The organism is Helicobacter sp. 11S02629-2, assembly GCF_002272875.1.
In the GTDB taxonomy this organism is placed as follows: domain Bacteria; phylum Campylobacterota; class Campylobacteria; order Campylobacterales; family Helicobacteraceae; genus Helicobacter_I.
This window is the reverse complement of the sequence record NZ_MLAN01000013.1, coordinates 19,390-38,309: the sequence shown is the minus strand read 5'-3', so window position 1 is coordinate 38,309 and position 18,920 is coordinate 19,390. Positions and strand designations below refer to the sequence as shown.

15 protein-coding genes are annotated in these 18,920 nt (G+C 37.1%); 5 read left to right on the top strand and 10 right to left on the bottom strand.

The features are described 5' to 3' along the window. Window positions 1-275: 275 nt before the first annotated feature. The gene (locus BKH40_RS08775) at window positions 276-413 is read left to right on the top strand and encodes a hypothetical protein (protein ID WP_180675161.1); all 138 of its coding nucleotides are present in this window, start codon (window positions 276-278) and stop codon (window positions 411-413) included. A gap of 85 nt (window positions 414-498) precedes the next feature. On the opposite strand, the gene BKH40_RS07395 is transcribed toward BKH40_RS08775, so the two are convergent. Genes BKH40_RS07395 through BKH40_RS07385 form a run of 3 tightly spaced genes read right to left on the bottom strand, consistent with a single transcriptional unit; the run spans window position 499 to window position 1,921 of the window. Further along, window positions 499-1,452 (bottom strand): hypothetical protein, encoded by a 954-nt coding sequence (locus BKH40_RS07395; RefSeq protein WP_095278284.1) that lies wholly within the window; start codon window positions 1,450-1,452, stop codon window positions 499-501. Then, window positions 1,453-1,671: a hypothetical protein gene (locus BKH40_RS07390; RefSeq protein WP_095278282.1), complete on the bottom strand. Its 219-nt coding sequence runs from the start codon at window positions 1,669-1,671 to the stop codon at window positions 1,453-1,455. Between the two features lie 37 nt (window positions 1,672-1,708). Next, the gene (locus tag BKH40_RS07385; RefSeq protein WP_095278280.1) at window positions 1,709-1,921 is read right to left on the bottom strand and encodes a hypothetical protein; all 213 of its coding nucleotides are present in this window, start codon (window positions 1,919-1,921) and stop codon (window positions 1,709-1,711) included. Window positions 1,922-2,205: 284 nt separating this feature from the next. Here BKH40_RS07385 and BKH40_RS07380 point away from each other — a divergent pair, with 284 nt between their 5' ends. Then, window positions 2,206-3,516, top strand: coding sequence for a sulfite oxidase (locus tag BKH40_RS07380; RefSeq protein ID WP_095278278.1), 1,311 nt, complete (start codon window positions 2,206-2,208; stop codon window positions 3,514-3,516). Between the two features lie 16 nt (window positions 3,517-3,532). Beyond that, window positions 3,533-3,868, top strand: coding sequence for a hypothetical protein (locus BKH40_RS07375; RefSeq protein WP_095278276.1), 336 nt, complete (start codon window positions 3,533-3,535; stop codon window positions 3,866-3,868). A 121-nt stretch (window positions 3,869-3,989) separates the two neighbouring features. On the opposite strand, the gene BKH40_RS07370 is transcribed toward BKH40_RS07375, so the two are convergent. Then, a complete protein-coding gene (locus tag BKH40_RS07370) occupies window positions 3,990-6,482 on the bottom strand; it encodes a molybdopterin guanine dinucleotide-containing S/N-oxide reductase (RefSeq protein ID WP_095278275.1) in 2,493 nt (830 codons plus the stop codon). Window positions 6,483-6,663: 181 nt separating this feature from the next. Further along, complete coding sequence (locus tag BKH40_RS07365; RefSeq protein WP_095278273.1) at window positions 6,664-9,156, bottom strand: molybdopterin guanine dinucleotide-containing S/N-oxide reductase; 2,493 nt, start codon at window positions 9,154-9,156, stop codon at window positions 6,664-6,666. Between the two features lie 362 nt (window positions 9,157-9,518). Here BKH40_RS07365 and BKH40_RS07360 point away from each other — a divergent pair, with 362 nt between their 5' ends. Together BKH40_RS07360 and BKH40_RS07355 are read left to right on the top strand one after the other, a co-directional pair. After that, on the top strand, window positions 9,519-10,526 hold the full coding sequence (locus tag BKH40_RS07360; protein WP_095278271.1) for a TQO small subunit DoxD: 1,008 nt from the start codon (window positions 9,519-9,521) through the stop codon (window positions 10,524-10,526). Between the two features lie 134 nt (window positions 10,527-10,660). Next, on the top strand, window positions 10,661-11,329 hold the full coding sequence (locus BKH40_RS07355; protein ID WP_095278269.1) for an ankyrin repeat domain-containing protein: 669 nt from the start codon (window positions 10,661-10,663) through the stop codon (window positions 11,327-11,329). A gap of 114 nt (window positions 11,330-11,443) precedes the next feature. Here the strand turns inward: BKH40_RS07355 and alr are convergent, their stop codons facing one another. The 5 genes from alr to BKH40_RS07330 form a co-directional block, all read right to left on the bottom strand. After that, window positions 11,444-12,688 (bottom strand): alanine racemase, encoded by a 1,245-nt coding sequence (gene alr, locus BKH40_RS07350; protein WP_095278267.1) that lies wholly within the window; start codon window positions 12,686-12,688, stop codon window positions 11,444-11,446. 332 nt (window positions 12,689-13,020) lie between these two features. Further along, on the bottom strand, window positions 13,021-14,619 hold the full coding sequence (locus BKH40_RS07345; protein WP_095278265.1) for a major outer membrane protein: 1,599 nt from the start codon (window positions 14,617-14,619) through the stop codon (window positions 13,021-13,023). Further along, window positions 14,609-15,658: a TIM barrel protein gene (locus BKH40_RS07340; protein WP_180675160.1), complete on the bottom strand. Its 1,050-nt coding sequence runs from the start codon at window positions 15,656-15,658 to the stop codon at window positions 14,609-14,611. The genes BKH40_RS07345 and BKH40_RS07340 overlap by 11 nt, the downstream gene beginning before the upstream one ends. 12 nt (window positions 15,659-15,670) lie before the next feature. Further along, a complete protein-coding gene (locus tag BKH40_RS07335) occupies window positions 15,671-16,960 on the bottom strand; it encodes an MFS transporter (protein ID WP_095278263.1) in 1,290 nt (429 codons plus the stop codon). A gap of 609 nt (window positions 16,961-17,569) precedes the next feature. Further along, the gene (locus BKH40_RS07330; protein WP_095278261.1) at window positions 17,570-18,751 is read right to left on the bottom strand and encodes an alpha-2,3-sialyltransferase; all 1,182 of its coding nucleotides are present in this window, start codon (window positions 18,749-18,751) and stop codon (window positions 17,570-17,572) included. Between the last annotated feature and the right edge of the window lie 169 nt (window positions 18,752-18,920).

Below are 18,920 nucleotides of genomic sequence, written 5' to 3'. Positions count from 1 at the left end.
GTTTTATAACTTACTTGTTTTTTATTTTTTTAATATTTCATTTTTGCTTATTAGACTTAATGAATCTTTTTAATATTTGTAATGTTTATAACATGTTTGATTCTTTAGTTTTAATGTTTGCTTGTTTGGTTTGTTTGTTTTATTGCTTTTGGTTTGTAAGTAGTTGGTATTTGTAATGATTATATATGAACAAGTATTTTTTAATATATGATTGCCACGACTTATTATACAAGTGGTGAAGTGCTAGGTTGCAGGGAAAATGTTTATGGAGAAAGTTGTACACAAAGCAAGAAACTAGGCTGGGACTTTTAGAATCTCTAAAAAGTAAAAGTGCTAGGTTTGGCAAAGAAAAAGTAGCCATAATCTTTGAACGAAAGCTTCTCCTTACACTTAAAAACTACAATGCAGATTAAATGTAGCCAAAAGTACGAGGATGTTGCCTAACATAGAATCTATAAAGAATATAGTAGGTTGCAATAACTGCCACAAATAATTGCTTTAATGCTCTATCCATTTTATAATGGCATCAGATATTTTGAGTCCGGTTAGATTCTCTATCCAAAGCCATTGACCCATGCAGTTAATCTCAAGAAAATACCATTTACCGCTTGGATCTACTATGAAGTCTAGTGCACCATACCCAAGCTTAAGTATATGCATAAGCTTATTCACTATATTCTTAATTTCTATAGGAGCTTTCATGGCAACATGAGGTGTTTGTGCTAGATCATATCTTCGCCAGTCTTCATTAGCAATTTGTGACTTTTGAGAATCAATTTTGCACACAAAATGTTCTCCATTCACAACTGTCCATCTAACCTCATACTGTTTTTCAATATATTCTTGCAATAAAATAGGATTTTCACAACCTTCTTGAAAATCTTTTAGATGTTTGGTTGAAATTCTATTGGTATATAGACCTTGTACCGTTTTATCTTTAGATACATAAAGATTTTGATTGATAAGTTTGAACACACAGTCGTCATTATGTGTTTTCATAAAGCTTATTAATTTATTTTTTTGATTAGACACTATAGTATCGGGCATTAAAAGACCGACTTTTCTGGCTAGTTGCATTTGATAGTATTTATTCTCACCTTTTAATGCATCAGAAATATTATTTAGCCATTTTTTATTTTTTAAGATTGTATATAAGCCAATAAGGGTGGCATTCCACTCATTTTTCCAAATCTTAAAATCTACACTTTCACCAACATCATATTCTAAAGGTATTTCTACAAATGAGCGTCTACACCAAACTTTTTGTATATCATCTGTCGATATAGCTACGCTTTGGATATTGATCAATAAGACATTATTGCTATATGTGACTTTTGTGTTTTTAAGAGATTCTACATCTAGATTTAGTCTAAAATATTTAGTGTTGTTTGAAAGTTTAGATATTACGAAATCAGCATGCTTATCAAGAGTATCTGTTAAGATAAGCAGCATTTACCCTACCATCATGCCTTCATTTGGTCTATCAGTGCTGCTGTGCTGATCTTTTTCCTCAACATACGTAGAAACAGTAGCGTTTGTAGGAGAGCCAGAAGCAACAATATAGAAACTATCTTTGTTTGCTGGCGTCCAACTCCATTTTTTGTTCATACCCAGATCCGTTTTCATCTCTTCTAAAAAAGAACTAGCAAATACCTTAAAATCATTATTCATATTGCTCCTTTTATATACATAATAGTTTTTATAAAATCTATGCGTCTTTATTGCTATATCCATATTTTTCTTTTAGGAGTCTATGTGCAACCACTTTTTCTTTAGGGTCTCCTGATTTTAAAATCCTTAAAAGTTCATCCTCATTTTTATCAGCAAAGCGTATTTTTAAGGATTCAAATTCAGCATTGAATTCTTCTAAGGAGTTCATAGCTCCCTTTCCAATTTTGCCAAGCACATCAAAAAATCCCATAAGATCTCCTTTTGTAGAAATTGATGCCATTTTACCCCCCCCCCCCCCTTAAAAAATACTTAATAAGATATTTAGACATAAAGCCACTACCTTCTTTAAAGCCCTCTTAATAAAGAATGATACTTATTCACACAAAAGCTAAAAGTTAGCTTGCCATATCTGTTTAAAGTGTTATAAACATACACTAATGTAAAGATTCTATGTATCTAGCTTGATAAAAACTTGACAAAAGAAACTAAAGCGATGAAAATGGTAAAACAAGCTTGAATAAAAGGATGGCGTAAATGAAAAAAAGTACACAAGAGATAAAAAAAGCTTATATAAAAGATTTAACAAACAAAGACTTAGACGCCAACAAAGTGCCTTCTTCTTTAAAAAGAAGGAGTTTTTTAAAAGGAGGTTCGCTTCTAGCCCTAGCTTCTCTTATAGGAGGTAGTCTTCCGCTTGCAAGAGATGGCGCAAGTGGCTTTATATCTAGTCTTTTAGCAAGTGAACTGCACCCTTTTAGCGTTAAAGGAAAAGAAGGTTTAATCTATCTAAATGATAGGCCAATTAATGCTGAAACACTTCCTCAGTTCTTAGATGACCCCTTTACTAAACCAGAGCATCTTTTCATACGTAATAATGGCTTGCCACCAGAAGAGAAAACTATAGACTTAAGTAAATGGGAGCTTAGGATAGAAGGAGAATCGTGTGAAAGACCAACTACTTTTAAACTAGAAGAGCTTAAAAAGAAGTTCAAACACTACACTTACGCCCTAGTCCTTGAGTGCGGGGGGAATAACCGCTTTGATGTAGTCCCAGCAGTAAGGGGGAATCAATGGCAGTTAGGCGCAGTAGGCTGTGGTGGGTGGACTGGTGTACGCCTAAAAGATGTCTTAGAATCTTGTGGGATCAAAAAAGATGCTGTATACATTGGCTACTATGGGGCTGACACTAGTCTTTCAGGTAGTGGCGAGGTGCCTATCTCTAGAGGCGTTCCTATGCACAAAGCACTAGAAGATGAGACTTTGATAGCTTGGCAGTATGAAGGCAAAGATATCCCTTATATGAATGGCTATCCTTTAAGGCTTGTCATTGGCGGGTGGCCTGCTTCTGTGGCTGGTAAGTGGCTAGTTAGAGTTGTAGTTAGAAATAAAGTCCATGATGGCCCTAAGATGGGTGGGGGCTCTTATCGTATCCCTTGCACACCAGTAGCACCGGGTACAAAAGTCGACCCCGCACATATGTGCATCTTAGAATCTATGGCAGTAAAGTCACTTATCACTCATCCTCTAACAGGCGTGCATACTCCTTTTGGCAAGTCTTTAGCCCTAAGAGGCAAGGCGTGGGCGGGGGATCTAAGTGTGGCTAGTATGCATGTGTCTATAAACTATGGCGAAACTTGGCATAAAGCAAAGCTTAAAAAGCCTATAAATCGCCTAGCATGGCAGGAGTGGGAGGCTAATGTTAGCTTTCCAACAAAAGGCTACTATGAAGTTTGGGCTAGGGCTACTGATAGCAAAGGTGTATCACAGCCTATGGTCTTAGGAGCGTGGAATCCGGGCGGATATAATAATAATGCTTGCCACCGCATAGCAGTTCAAGTTGTGTAAAAAGGAGGGCAAAGATATGAGACTAGCTAAACCCTTACTTATCTTTATGGCGTGCTTTTCTTTTTTGTTAGCGGAGAAACTAGATTCTAATACTGGCTTAAAAGTTGATGTTGGACTAAGTGAAGTTAAGCAAAACTGCACAGTTTGCCATTCTGCGGCTTTTATAATCGAAGGTAGGGGGAATAGGCAGGAGTGGAAAGAGACTATAGTTTGGATGCAAAAAACACAAGGTCTTTGGGAGCTTGACCCAAAAACTGAAGACCTTATACTTACCTACTTAGCTAAAAACTATCCACAAGTTGCCACTTCTTCAAGAAGACCTCTTTTAACCAAAGATAAGTTGCCAAAATAGATAATAGATAGAATCTAATGTCCTAGCTAGTTTTTAGATTCTATCTTTAAAAGCCTATCACACTCATTTTGGTGGGGTGTGATAAGTTTTAGCCAAAAAAGGCTACTTTAAGTATAAAAGCTTAAACCTCCATATCTTTAGGCTCTTCATAGATGTCTACTTTTTTAGCCTCGCCCTTATATCTTTCAACATTAACTAGCATAGTGTTTACAGAAGTAGCATTTGCTAGCTTAGAGCTAGGGATATCAAGCGTTAAGACATTAGCACAGCCATTTTGACATAAGCCTTTAGAATCTGGATTATACCAAGCACCCTCACTTAGTTTTACTACACCTTGTCTTATGTCTTTAGTGACATAAGCCCCTGCTAGCACTTCACCTCTTTTGTTAAAAACTCTAACTACATCTCCAGTTTTTATGCCTTTAGCTTTAGCATCAAGCTCATTTATCCATATAGGCTCACGCCCTGCTATAGCGTGTTTTTGTTTTAGTGAGGTGTTATCAAGCTGGGAGTGAAGCCTAAAAGCAGGGTGAGGACTTAGCATGTGAAACTCTGCTGGCTTATCTTTCATACCTAGCCACTCAGCTGGTTCAAACCACGAAGGATAAGCCCTGCAGTCATCATAGCCCATCTTAGCTATGGTCTCTGAAGTGATTTCTATCTTGCCACTTGGAGTACCTAGGGCATTTAAGATAGGGTCACTTCTAAACTCAGAGTATCTTACAAAGTGCTTAGAATCTTCTGGGACTTTAAAGGTTATAGGCTTATTCTCATGCCAGAATCGCTTAAAATCTGGCATATTTATATGCTCACTTTTTGCTTGCTTTAAAGCGTGGTTATAAAACTCTTCTATCCACATGGAAGGAGTTTTGCCCTCAGTAAACTCATCATAAATCCCAGCCATCATAGCAAGGTCGCTAAAGACTTCATAGTCGTCCATACTTTCATACTGCCTTTTTACAAGGGCCTTCATAGGGACTATATTAAGGTTAGAGTAGTCCCCACTCATAGATATATCATCCCTTTCATACTCTGTAGTTGTAGGTATGACTATATCTGCATGCCTTGCAGTAGCACTCCAGTAAGGGTCATGCACTATCACAGTTTTTACCTTTTGCCAAGCTTTTAAAAACTTATTGATATCTTGTTGATGGCTGATAGGATTTTCTCCTGCCCAGTACATCAAATCTATCTCTGGATAGGAGGCTTTGCCTCCATTAGATTCTATGCTTGCTCCTGTGTTTAAAAGGGCATCAGCTATGCGTGCTGTTGGGATAAAGTTAGTGACTTTTTGTTTTTGAGCACCTAGATTCATGCCACTTATGACTGCAGCGCGTGCAGTTGGATTCCCACCATTAGCATAGTGGTAGCTAAAACCAAAGCCACCACCTGGAAGTCCTATTTGTCCTATCATAGAAGCAAGCGTTACTAACATCCAGTGAGGTTGTTCGCCATGGTGGGCACGCTGCATACCCCAGCCTGCCATTATCATAGTTCTATTTTCAAACATCTCTTTTGCAAGATACTCTATAGTCTTAATATCTACACCACTTATATTACTAGCCCAAGTGGCATCTTTCACTACCCCATCACTCTTGCCTAGCATATAGTCTAAAAACTTTGGAAAGCCAGTAGTGTAGGTATCAAGAAACTTTTTATCATACTTATTAGTTATATACATTGTATGCATGATTCCAAGCATTAAAGCAACATCAGTATTAGGCACTGGGGCTATCCATGTGGCATTAGTATCATCTTTAAAAAACTCTACAGTTTCACTTCCTACAGGGTCTATTAGGATGACTTTTTTTCTACGCTTTTTAAGTTCGCTAAAAAACTCTAGCCCATAGTCTCCATCTATAATAGTGTCACCTATCCTTAAAGTAACCATAGGGTTAGCACCCCAGATAACTATGACTTTAGAGTGCTCTAGTACTACTGGGTAGGCAGTTTGTTGGCTGCTAACTTCAGCACTGCCAAGCACGTGAGGCAAGATAACTTCAACTGCACCAGTTGAAAAAGTCCCTATCTTATGGCTAAAGCCTCCACTTAGATTCATAAAACGCTGTAAAAGTACTATGGCATTATGCATATTGCCACTACTTTTCCAGCCATTACCCCCTACATAGATAGCCTCACTTCCTTTAGTTTCCCTAGTCTCTTTTAGTGCACTTGATATAAGCTCTAAAGCTTTTTTGTATGGAATCCTTATCCACGTGTCTTTTCCTCTAAGCTCAGGCTTATTATTATGTGGGTCTTCTAGGTAGGACTTTCTAACCATGGGGTATTTGATACGTGACTTAGCATAGATTAGATCACTTGTAACAGTTTGGAGTGGATTGTATATAGCTTGCTTAAAGGCTGGTTTTGAGCTAAGCACTTTGCCATGTCTTATATGCACTTTTAAGATACCCCAGTGTGCCCCAGTTATCACTTCACCGTTTTCTACTAGCTTAGTTACATACTTCATCATAGCGGCTTTATCCATATACTGTGACATAGCTTCTAGCTGTCTAGCCTTACTTTCTTCGCTAGCACTTAATAGTTTAGGAGCCAAAGGCACTAGCGCAAAAAGTGCACTTGCTTTTAATATACTTCTTCTTGAGATACTCATGATAAGACTTCCTTTTGTATATGTTTATAAAGATATTGCGAGTTAGATTCTACAACTAAAGGGCACTTACAAAGCACAAGTAGGCTGTATATTTACTACTATAAAGATAGTTATCGTAACTATCTTTAACTTTTAAAAGCCCTATGACCCCCTTAGTAAGATTCTTAAAAGTTTCCCTTACTTAAAGGCGCATATTTTTTGGCTGTTCATATACGTCTACTTTTTCTAGCTTTCCTTTATACTTTTCTATGTTTACTAAGGCGGTGTTTACAGAAGTAGCATTTGCTAGTTTTGAACTTGGCACATCCATAGTTAAGACATTAGCACAGCCATTTTTACATAAGCCTTTAGAATCTGGATTAAACCAAGCGCCCTCACTTAGTGTAACTACGCCTTGTTTTATATCTTTAGTCACATAAGCCCCTGCTAGCACTTCACCTCTTTTGTTAAACACTCTAACTACATCTCCTGTTTTTATACCCTTAGCCTTAGCATCTTTATCATTCATAATGATAGGCTGTCTATCACTTATGGCATAAAGTTTCCTTATAGATGTGTTATTAAGCTGGGAGTGAAGCTGGTAGCGGGAGTGAGGACTTAGCATGTGAAACTCTGCTGGCTTATCTTTCATACCTAGCCACTCAGCTGGTTCAAACCACGAAGGATAAGCCCTGCAGTCATCATAGCCCATCTTAGCTATGGTCTCTGAAGTGATTTCTATCTTGCCACTTGGAGTACCTAGGGCGTTTAAGATAGGGTCTTCTCTAAAGTCTGCATATCTAGTAAAAGTCTTTGCTTCTTCTGGTACTTCAAAGACTATAGGTTTATTAGCCTTCCAAAAGGTCTCAAAGTCTGGCATGCCTAGTTTTTCAGCCTTTGATTGTTTTAAGGCGTTATTATAAAACTCTTCTATCCACATTGAAGGAGTTTTGTTTTCAGTAAACTCTTCATATACTCCAAGCTCTTTTGCAAGGTCGCTAAATATCTCATAGTCATCTTTTGCTTCATACTGCCTTTTTACAAGTGCTTTCATAGGGGTTATCATCGTGTGAGAGTAGTCTCCAACCATAGAGATATCATCCCTTTCATACTCAGTAGTAGCTGGCATGACTATATCTGCGTGGCGTGCTGACATATTCCAGTAAGGATCTTGGATGATGATGGTTTTTAGTTTTTGCCAAGACTTCAAAGTCTTATTAACATCTTGTTGATGGCTTAGTGGATTTTCCCCTGCCCAGTACATCAACTCTATCTCTGGATAGGTGACTTTTTTGCCATCACTTTCTATAGTTTTGCCCGGGTTTAATAAAGCATCTGAGATTCTAGCTGCTGGGATATTACTAGTTACTTTAGTGTGGGCAGTGCCTACGTTCATGCCGCCTATGACTGCAGCGCGTGCTGCTGGATTACCGCCATTGCTATAGTGATAACTAAAGCCAAAGCCACCTCCTGGAAGTCCTATTTGACCTATCATGGAAGCAAGTGTTACTAACATCCAGTGAGGTTGTTCTCCATGATGGGCACGTTGCATAGACCAGCCACCCATTAGCATAGTTGTATTTTTATAAAAAAGTGGCGCTAGGTCTTTTATAGTTTTAGAATCTATACTAGTTATCTTAGAAGCCCAAGCAGCATCTTTAACTACCCCATCACTCTTGCCTAACATATAGTCTAAAAACTTAGGAAAGCCAGTAGTGTAGTTATCTAAAAAGTCTTTACTGTACTGCTTGGTTGTATACATCGTATGCATGATTCCAAGCATTAAGGCGACATCTGTGTTAGGCACTGGGGCTATCCACTTAAAGTTTTTGTTTTTCTTAAAAAACTGGACTGTCTCAGTGCCTCTTGGGTCTATACAAACTATAGTCTTATCACTCTTTCTTATAGAGTTAAAAAACTCTAGCCCAGCAGTTCCATCTATAACTGTATCTCCAACCATTAACGTTGCAAGTGGGTTAGCCCCCCAGATAACTATGACTTTAGTGTTTTCTAACACTACTGGATACACAGTTTGTTGTTCATAAACTTCAAGACTACCTAGTACGTGAGGAAGTATAGTCTGGGCAGCTCCTGTTGAGTAGTCTCCAGTTATCTTAGTAAAGCCACCAGTTAGACCCATAAATCTTTGTAAAAGCACTACTGCATTGTGCATATTGCCACTACTTTTCCAGCCATTACCCCCAACAAAGATGGCTTCACTGCCTTTAGTTTTTCTAGTCTCTTTAAGTGCGTCTGCTATAAGTTTTATAGCCTTGTCATAGCTTACGCGCACCCACTCATCTTTACCTCTAAGCTCAGGCTTATTGTTATGTGGATCTTCTAGATAGGACTTTCTAACCATAGGGTAGCGCACTCTAGAATCTGTATAGACTAAATCAGCCGTAGCAGAGCGAAGAGGGTTTTCCATCTTGTCTTTAAAAGCACCTTCTGACTTAACTATCTTGCCATCTTTTAAAGTGACTTTTAAAACTCCCCAGTGTGCCCCAGTTATCACTTCTCCGTTTTCTACTAGCTTAGTTACATACTTCATCTCCTTAGCTTTACTCATGACTTCGCCCATCTTCATGGCATGAGTAGTTTTGCTAGCTTCAGTTGCACTTAGTAGTTTTGGTGCTAGTGGCACTAGTGCAAAAAGTGCACTTGCTTTTAATATACTTCTTCTTGAGATACTCATCGCTGTTTCCTTGTTACCTTGATATAAGAACTAATGCTTTTTAAATGCTATATTTTGATTCTATCGCTTAGGGTATTTTTAGTCATAAGCACAAAGTAAAGAAGATGAAAAAATGTGCCTTTTGTGAGACTTGCTTAAGATTACTTAACTTTTACTTAGCACTAGGCAGGCTTTAGTTTACCTAAGAAAGGAAAGGCTACATTTACTTATCTATACTTTTTTCTATAAGCTTTAAGTTGCCTTAGCTAGAAGTATAATTTTTTAAGCTACATAGAATCTACATTTGACATCTTAAGCATTACAATAATCTCACATCAATATTCTCATAACAACTTTTTATTAGGAATTCACGGAGGTGCATTATGAAACCATATACCATGGCAGGCTATTTTTCTTTGGCTTTAAGATTAGTAGTAGGCTGGACTTACTTTTCAGCCTTTTGGAGAAGAACAGTTTTAGCAGATAAGCTAAACCCAGAATCTGCAGGCTACATAGGAGAGAAGATAAACCACTTCTTGCCCCACGCACTTTGGATACAAGGCATGATAGAGTACTTTATAACGCACGCCTCTTTGCTGCTTGTAGGAGTTATATTTTTTACCATAGTTGAAGGAGTAGTTGGGCTTTTTTTAATACTTGGACTTTTTACTAGGATAATGAGCATAGCAGCCTTTATACTAGCCTTTGTCATCTTGCTAGGGGCTGGCTGGATGGGCAGTACTTGTCTTGATGAGTGGCAGATAGGAATCCTTGGCATGGCTGGTGCTATCGTTATCTTTTTTGCAGGTGGGGGAGTTCACGCCATTGATAACTTACTTCTAAAAAGTAAAGCACTTGCTAGGTCTAAGGCCTTTATATGGATAGCTTCTGGTGAGCTTCCACTAAGCACAAGTGGTATAAAAATCTTTAGTGGAATCTTAGCCATAGTTATGATAGTAGTAACTATAGGGACTAATCAATACTTTTCAGGTGGCGTCATAGGTAAGCTTCATAATAAAACTGTGCATCCTCACATCATGATAAGCAAAGTTAATATAGCTAATAACGCACTAAACTTCACCATCTTCCGTGATGAAGGACCTGATACTTATGGGGCTTTCATAGTGGATATAAGCTTAAAAGATGCAAGTGGAACTAAAGTCTATGAGTTAAACCAAGAAGCTTTAAGCAAGCTTCCTAAAGAAGATATAAAAAATGAGCTTTTAGTAAAAGTGCATCCGGGCAAGCACTCTCTTGTAGCACCACTTGCTGCAAGGGCAGCTTTAAGTCTTAAATCAGATATCTTTGCAAGCCTTCCAAAAGGTGAGTACACTTTAGTTATAACTGATATAAGTGGTATGAGCTGGAAGGCTAACTATACTTTAAACTAAAACGTATCTTTTGTATAAAGCTTATGATGCTTGCATAAGGCAGGCATTATTAAGCTTTATAGTTAGCTTTTCTTGCACTCTTAGTAATTATACTTTTGGTGCATTTTGATATCTCATAGATAAAGGAGCTATTTATGATAAAAACACTACTTACACTAGCCACGCTTTTTATGGGCAACTTGCTTTTTGCCATGGAGGGTGGTGGATATAGCCATAAAGATTTATTTGAAGCAGTCACAAAGCGTGATGCAAACAAAGTTAAAGAGATTCTAAAAACTAAGCCAGATTTAGAAGTTAAAAACGCCAAAGGTCAAACGCCTCTTATGGCAGCTATTTATAATCATGATAATGAGATAGCTTTTTTACTACTAGATGCAGGTGCTTCAGTCAACAGCCAAGATGACATGCTTAATAGCCCCTTTCTTTATGCTGGTGCTGAAGGTAATCTAGACTTTGTTAAAAAGGCACTAAAACACGGTGCTAACTTTGGAATCTATAACCGTTTTGGTGGCACAGCCTTAATACCAGCTAGTGAAAAAGGTCACCTTGATATAGTAAAGCTTTTAGTTAACACACCTAACTTCCCAAAAGATCATGTTAATAATCTTGGCTGGAGTGCCCTCTTAGAAGCAGTTATATTAGGAAATGGCGGCAAGGTGCATACTGAGATAGTAAAAGCACTAGTTGAAGGTGGCGTAGATGTTAATATAAAAGATAAAGATGGAGTAAGCGCCTTGCAGCATGCTAAGGCCAAAAACTATAGCGATATGGTAAAGATTTTAGAAAGTGCTGGGGCTAAGTAAAAGTCTCTTTTAAGCCTTAAGAAAGCTATAGAATCTAAAAAAAGATTCTATAGCCCTGCTATCTATTTTTACTATCCCGCCTTGATATTTTGTCTTGCTATCTTGCCTTGCTATCTATTTGGTGCTACACACTTCTTTTTTGTTAGGGTCTTTTATAAAAGCTTGGTTTGCATTGCCAAGATTAGTTAGGACTTCATAAAAGCTTAGGCCGCTAGTTTTTTCTAAGTCAGCTGCACTTATCTCTTTGCCACACTGCTTACCGTAAAATACAACCTCATCTCCTGCTTTTATATCAAGATAGTCTGTAACATCTACCATTAATGTATTCATAGTTACCCTTCCAACCACTGGGACTTTGTGTCCTCTTATAAGCACAAAGCCTTTATTACTAAACTCACGTGAGTAGCCATCTGAGTATCCAACTGGGATATTAGCAAGCTTAGAGTCTCTACTTAAAGTATAAGTCCCATCATAAGTAACAGTTGAGTTTTTAGGGTAAGTGTTTATCACAGCGATGTGTGACTTAAAGCTAGTGATAGAGTGTATAGGGATATCATAGCCTCCATAACCATAGATCAAATCACCCGGACGCACCATATCAAAGTGAGATTCTGGGATATTTATGATGGCATTACTTGCAGCTGCGTGCAAAGTGAGTTTACTTCTATCAAGTTTAGCGGCTTTTATGATATAGCTAGTATCTTTTTTAAATCTAGCTATACCTTCATCTATCCTAGCTTTATCATCAAAAGGAAAGTGAGTCATAAAGCCAGTTACTTTTAGATTTGGTAAAGTGGCTAATTTTACTGCGTCTTCTTTGTTTATGTTTGAACTTAGATCTATGCCATTTCTATCCATACCAGCTGAGTTTAAAGCTATATGGATATTTAATTGTTTATGCATTTTTTTAGCTAGAGCATTAAGTGCTTTAGCTTGGGTAAGATTACCCATAAGCTCAGTTATGTGATACTTCATACCACTTTTTATCTCACTCATACTAGCAGCCCTTATGCGAAGCACTTCTCCTTTAAACTTGCCATCACGTAAGATTCTAGCTTCTTCATTGCTTGCTATGCCTATGCAAGGTATGTGTTCACTTAGTAAAGTTGGAAGAAGATTATTTATCCCTGCTCCATAGCCATTAGCCTTTAATACAGCACAGATTTTAGAGTGTCCAGCTAGCTTTTTTGCCTCTTGTATATTGCTTTTAAATGCTTTTAAGTCTACTTCCATATAGGCATTTACATCTTTTCTTGTAAGCGTTGCAAGTGCGTTTAAAGCAGGAGCACCTAGGGCTACTCCACTTAATGCACTTAATAAACTAAGCGTGATGATACTTAGTCTTACATATTTTTTCATAATTACTCCTTTATATTTAGTATTTAGTAGTCATTCTAACTGATAGCTTGTCTAAGATGTATAAGATTCTATTAAAGGCGTATTTTTTACACACTAGTATGTATTTATTATATTCATAAAGTAACATTTATGGATTAAATCAGTGCTTTCTTCCATTGCACAGAAGGAGCATAGGAGTTATTTATAAGTGGCCATAGTTTTAGATTCCATATCTAAAGCTTTTTTATTTTCTTTTGTCTATTTTTTATTTAAGCAAGGCCTTAGCTTGGTTGATAGTTTTCTTAGAAATAAAAAGGGGTTAACCCCTTTTTTATTATTTTCTATACCTTTTTTTAAAAAGTATATCTCCCTTCAACTCTAAGGCGGCTTAGTCTAACTTCACCAAGCCATGTCCCATAGTAGCCACTAAACTTAAAATTAGGCGTCATCTGATAAGAGATAGTAGGAGTTATCTCATAGATTTTTATAGCTTTAAAAACGTTTTCATCAGCCCCTTTTGGCAAGCTAGACCAAAGCTTAGGAAGGTTTTTGTTGTTATGCCCTATGCCTTTGGCTGTGTAAAGTGGCATATTGTTATTCCCTCCAAGATAGACTAGATCAAGACCTACTTTTAGCTTAGAATCTATTGTATAACTAAACTGTAAGTAGGGTAGATAGATGTTTGTGCCTTTTTTAGAGCCAGACCCTAGAAAGGAAAAACCTTCATAAGTCGCACTTATCCCACTTAGCCATATTTTACCAGGCACATCTATACTGGCTTCTCCATCATGGAGTACGCCATAGCCTTCTTCAAAGCTACCCAAAAAGCCAGCCTTTGCCTCAAAGCTAAAGGCTTTAAAGCTTGCATTTACATTATAGATACCTCTATTTTTGGCGTGGATAAAAAGAGGATTAGCCCCGGCAAACTCTTCGTTTATAACATAAGCTCCTGCACTTCTTGACTTTATAGTAGGGTGGTCATTAAGCCCTAGGGTTGCTACTTGTGCTTTGAGACCAAAGCTTACATTCTCACTTAGCTTATGACTATAGGCTATATCAGAAAATATCATATAGTCATAAAGCCTATTTGCATAACTATAAAAAAGTCTAGCTTTAAAATAGCCATCATAGCTAAGCCCTAAGATTGCCATAGTGTTACCAAAGCCAAAAGCTGGGCTTGTGCTTCCATTACTTCCTATCTGCCCGCGACCACTAAGGATGTAAAAGCCATAGTCTGTATTCCAGCTATCATAGATACTTGCTTGATACTTAAAGCTTCCTATATCTATCTTACGCTCCCCATCTATCCTTATACCAGTTCCCATATCTAGGCTTGCGTCACTTAATGGCGTTACTAGATTCATCCTTCCTGCTTTTATGCTTAGATGCTTAAACTCTTTTTGCCCATATATCTGAGATATGCTAAATCTATCCCCTATCCTCCTACCTATAAAAGCTGCCCTTGAGCCCCCTATATCATCAAAGGAGTTAGCCCCATCAGCTATACTACTCCCTATGCCGAAAAATACCCCAAGCCCTAGACTAAAGCCTTTATAATCAAGTGTCTTAGTGTTTAAGATAGCACGCCACTGCTGGGCATAGCCCTTTCCATCTCTTCCAAAGTTAGCCGTATATCTTCCAAAAGCAAAGCCTTTTAGCCCTTCAAAGACTTGAAATCCTCTTTTAGAACTAGCCTCTTTTGTGTCTTTTTTTAGATTCTCTTTTGCTTTTAAATCCTCTTTTGCCTTTAGATTCTGCTTTAAATCTTGCTTCATCTCCTCTCTTAGTTCAGATTTAATTTCTTCTTTTAGTTTTGCTAGCTCTTCTTTGCTTATGCTAGATGTTTTAGGTGTATTAGATTCTATATCTTGCTTAAAATCTTTATCCTGTCCGTAAGCTTGGATTAAAAAGACGCTAAAAAGTGCACATGAAAGTAAGATTTTAGGCTTCATACAACTCACCTAATAACTTTTGAAGGTGCTTCATACTTTTTATGACTCCTTCTTTTTGTGTTACTAGTAGCTTTTCTAAGTACTCTTTTTTTACGCTTTGTGGGTAGTAGTACTCTAAGGCTTTAAGATATGGGAAAAGTGGCTTTTCTAGCTTAAAGCTTCCTTCTCCTAGCTTTGTTACCCCGCCAGTTCCTATCTCTCTTTTAAAAGTAGCACAGTAAGGAAAGCACACTTCAAGATTGATAGTTTTTAATCCAGAATCTAAAAGCACTTTTAGGCAAGACTTTATATCTATGTTGCCTTCTCCTAAAGGCACACCACAGACATAAGGAGTGCTTTCTTCTATGAAAACTATATGGTCTTTGCAGTGAGTGCTAAAAGTAAAAGGTGCTATGTCTTTGCACGCTTTTAAAGGCTCTTCATAACACATCATAGAGTTGCCAAAGTCAAAAAGTGCGCCAACCCTTTTGTGTCCAACCCTTTTTATAAGTTCTACTATTTCAGTGCTAGTTTGGTACTCGTGGTTTTCCAAAGCTAGCTTTAAGTCATGTTTTTCTAGTAGGGGGATAAGGGCTTTTATCTCACTAGCTGAGTTATAAAACTCACTTACATCAAAGCTAGCATGGATTTTAGAATCATCATATGCCCCAGCACTTGCAAGCGTGCTTTTAGCCCTTTGTAGCTCATCTTTTTTTTGCTTATTAGTTAGTGGAACATAGCTTCTAACTATCTTTGCATCTAGTGCTTCACAGACTTTGATTATCTTTTTAAACTTCTCTATATCAAAGCCTTTAGAATCTATCTCACAAAACATCTTATAGTCTTTTAGTTTTTGTGCGATCTTTTCTAGATGAGTAGGATTATCACTTCCTAAAGCGCCCCATTCAGGGTCAAGCCCATAGTCTTTTATGATATTTATTAGCACTCCATCAAAGCCTAGTTCATGCGCAAAGTCTATAAACTCTAAGATATCCATATATCCATTTTGCAGCCAAAGGTGCATGCTTTCACTTTCAAGCCCTAGTTTTATCTTTTCCATTTTTAATATCCTTTATGCAGTTTGCAAAGTATCAAGTTTTTTAAGTCTTGCGTTGTTGCGCTTTATCATGCCCATTAGTATTGAAGTGACTATCACTCCACATATGGCAAAAAACACCATGATTCCAAAAACTATCCTATAGCCTAGTAGCTCTTTATGGAAATAATCTATTATAAATCCATAAAGTGCAAAGCAAAAAAGCTGAGGTGAGTAGCCTACAAGCGAGGCTATACTCATAGCCGCCCCACTTATCTCACGAGGCGTTTTTATCTCATCTACTGGGGCAAAAAAAGTAGCCCTCATAGCAAAGACTATAGCCCCAAAGCCAAGTGTCAAACACATACCTAGATAGATATTCATACTTTTATGAGGCAAGAAGATAAACACTATCATTGCTATTGCACAAAGGATTAGTGCGTAGTTTAAAAACTTAGTAGCAGAGTGGGTGCCTTTATCTGCTAAAAAGCCGCCTATTGGCCCACCTACCATTTTTAAAGCGTACTGATTAACTATCCCATAAGCGCCAACTAAAGCTACTGGCATAGCATAGATATCTCTTAAAAAAGGTATAAAGTAAGTAAGCCCACAGTAGACTGAGTAAATTGTAAAAATACTCATAGAAACTACCCAGATAGAAGGGGTTTTTAGTGCGCGTACTACGCCTTCCCAAGCTAGCTTATTGCGTGAGACTTTTTGACCGCTTTCATCTGTGTCTTTTATCTTGTCATCATCTAAGAAGAAGAAAGCCAAAATCCCAGCAACTATAACTACAGCGCTATAAAAAAGTATAGCACTCTTAAAGCCTCCAGCAGAGCTACCTAGTAGTAAAAAGATACCTAAAGCCGCAAAAGCAACTATGGTATCAACCACACCTCGCCCCGCTTCTAAGAAGCCAAAAAGCCGCCCCTGCATACTAGAATCTCCTAGCAATCTAACTGACTTTAAAAGCACAGGCCAGTAGACTACTTCACCAAAAAGAGCTAAAAGCCCCCAGCCTACTAAGATCCCCCAGTAAGATGGAAAGGTTGATATATAGATTCCAACTACGCCTACGCCACAAAGTGCAAAAGGTATCAAAATCCTCTTACTAAACCTATCTGATATATAAATAGAAGCAAAGTTGCCTATAACTTGTACTATCCCATACACTGATAAAGCAACGCCAATTTGTGTATTACTAAGATGCATAAACTCTTGCATAGGCACGTAAAAGGCATCTTTTAATGAGCTTAGTTTAAAGATGCTTCCTGCACCAAAGATTAAGATAATAAACGTCACCCACCTTATAGACCTAACTGCCATAAAACACTCCTTTTTTGAAAGATGGAAGATGGTATAAGAAGTTTGTGACTTGCTAGTGACAAGGATTTATCTAGTCTAACTAGCGACTTTTTTACTTTGGTTTTCATGTAGCACTCTTTGTTTTGTAGTATCTGAAGCAAATTTCAGTCTATCTTAATAGTTGGATAATATGTATACTTTTTTTAGCATTAATATTGCAAATCAATTAAAATAGTTACTATTTGTAAGGCTTAGAATCTATAAAAGCCTGTATTTATTTACTAATCTGTTAAGAGTATGAAAAATCTAAAATAAATAGTAGTGATTTTTTACATTTTTATCTGTGCTGGTGGTGTAAAAAAAGAAGTTTAGTTACATGATAGATATGCTAGCTATGTAGTTTTAAACTTAAGCTTATATTAATAATTAGTGATATATAATTTCAGCCTTTATAAGATTTGGGACTCTTATAATAAGACTAAGGTTTAAGGCTTAGTCGTAAGCACGCGTCTTAGACGTGGCTTCTTAGTGCCAAGCCCTTTTTAAGGACTTGTCGCTAAGATACTTTCTTCTATATTTTTTAATCAAACATCAAGAACAGACTTTCTTTTTATCTCTTAATTTTAGAATCTATTTCAAACTAGACTTTTTGGATAGCAGCTTTTTTACTAAAGCATAAAGGGCTTTGCTAAAAACATAAGTGCTTATATAGAGTTGATACCAAAGACTTGATTTTAAGATAGCAACCTCTTTGTGAGCGCCTTTAGATTCCATAAGCTTTTTTAAGCGTGAAGTATATTCATCTATTGCCTCAAGTTCATCTTTTTTTGCACTAGTTAATATATCTTTTATGTAACCTTCTGGTTTGGGGGCTATCTTAAAGTCATGCTTAAAGCGAAGGGGTGCTAGCGGTAAGATTTCATTTATAGCACTACTTTTACTAACGCTATAGATTCCAAAAACTTTAGGCTTAAAGATAGTTTTTAGCTTAGGGGCACTTTTTAAAGGACTAAAGCTAGAGATGGCATTAAAGCTTAGTAAGTTAGCTAGGTTAAATCTAGATTCCATAGAATCTAACTTTACACTAGCTACTTTAGCCTTAGGATCAAAGCTAGTCTCGCCATAAGCATCTATACAATTTAGGTTATCTGCTAAGTTGTTTTGGCTTTTAAGGCGTTTACTTTCTAAGTATCTACTTGCTAGTCTTAAGGCTTTTAGATCTATGTCTTTAGAGTGGTTTGGGTCAGTTTGATCTATATAGCTAAAACGCGGATAAAACTTAGCAAGCTTAGAAGAGCTGTAGTTAAAAGCATACTTAGTGCCTCCATAAAGATCTATCCCAGCAACATAGATCTCTGTATAACCTAGTGCTATAGCGGTAAATATCATAGCTATGCCGCTAGTTGGTCTAGTGTCTTGACAGTAGTTGCTAAAGTTTACAAAGTAGTTAAACTCCTCTATCTTTTCTAAGTACTCATAGTAGTGTCTTATCTCAGGGAAGATCTTTTTAAGAGCATATACATCTATCTTAGGTGCGTCAGGATTAAGCCCTTCTATATAAAGACTATTAAGAAGTGTGCAGTAGTAGTTTTCTATCTCATACTCACCTTTTAAGACTAAGGTTTTCATAGTTAAAAACTGCTCTTTTAAGATAGTTGGGTTAAAAAAGACAGCCTTTATCTTCTTGCCTGTAAGGTAGCTATCTTCAAAGTAGAACTGATTAACCCTAAATACATCTATATCTTTAGGCATCCTTTTAAAATCTATATCTTTTAGGCTTTCTCCATTGCCAGCGATTAGAACTGCTTTCAAATACCTTCCTTACGTAGTTGTGTGATGTAATTTTCTCTTTAGTGCACTTTTGAGACAAGGGCACTTAAAGCAAGAGATAGCTTATATGTGCGATATTACTGCTTTCATATGTGCAAGTTTGTATCTAGTTTATCTTGCTTTTAGTAACACATAAAGAATGTGTTTTTTT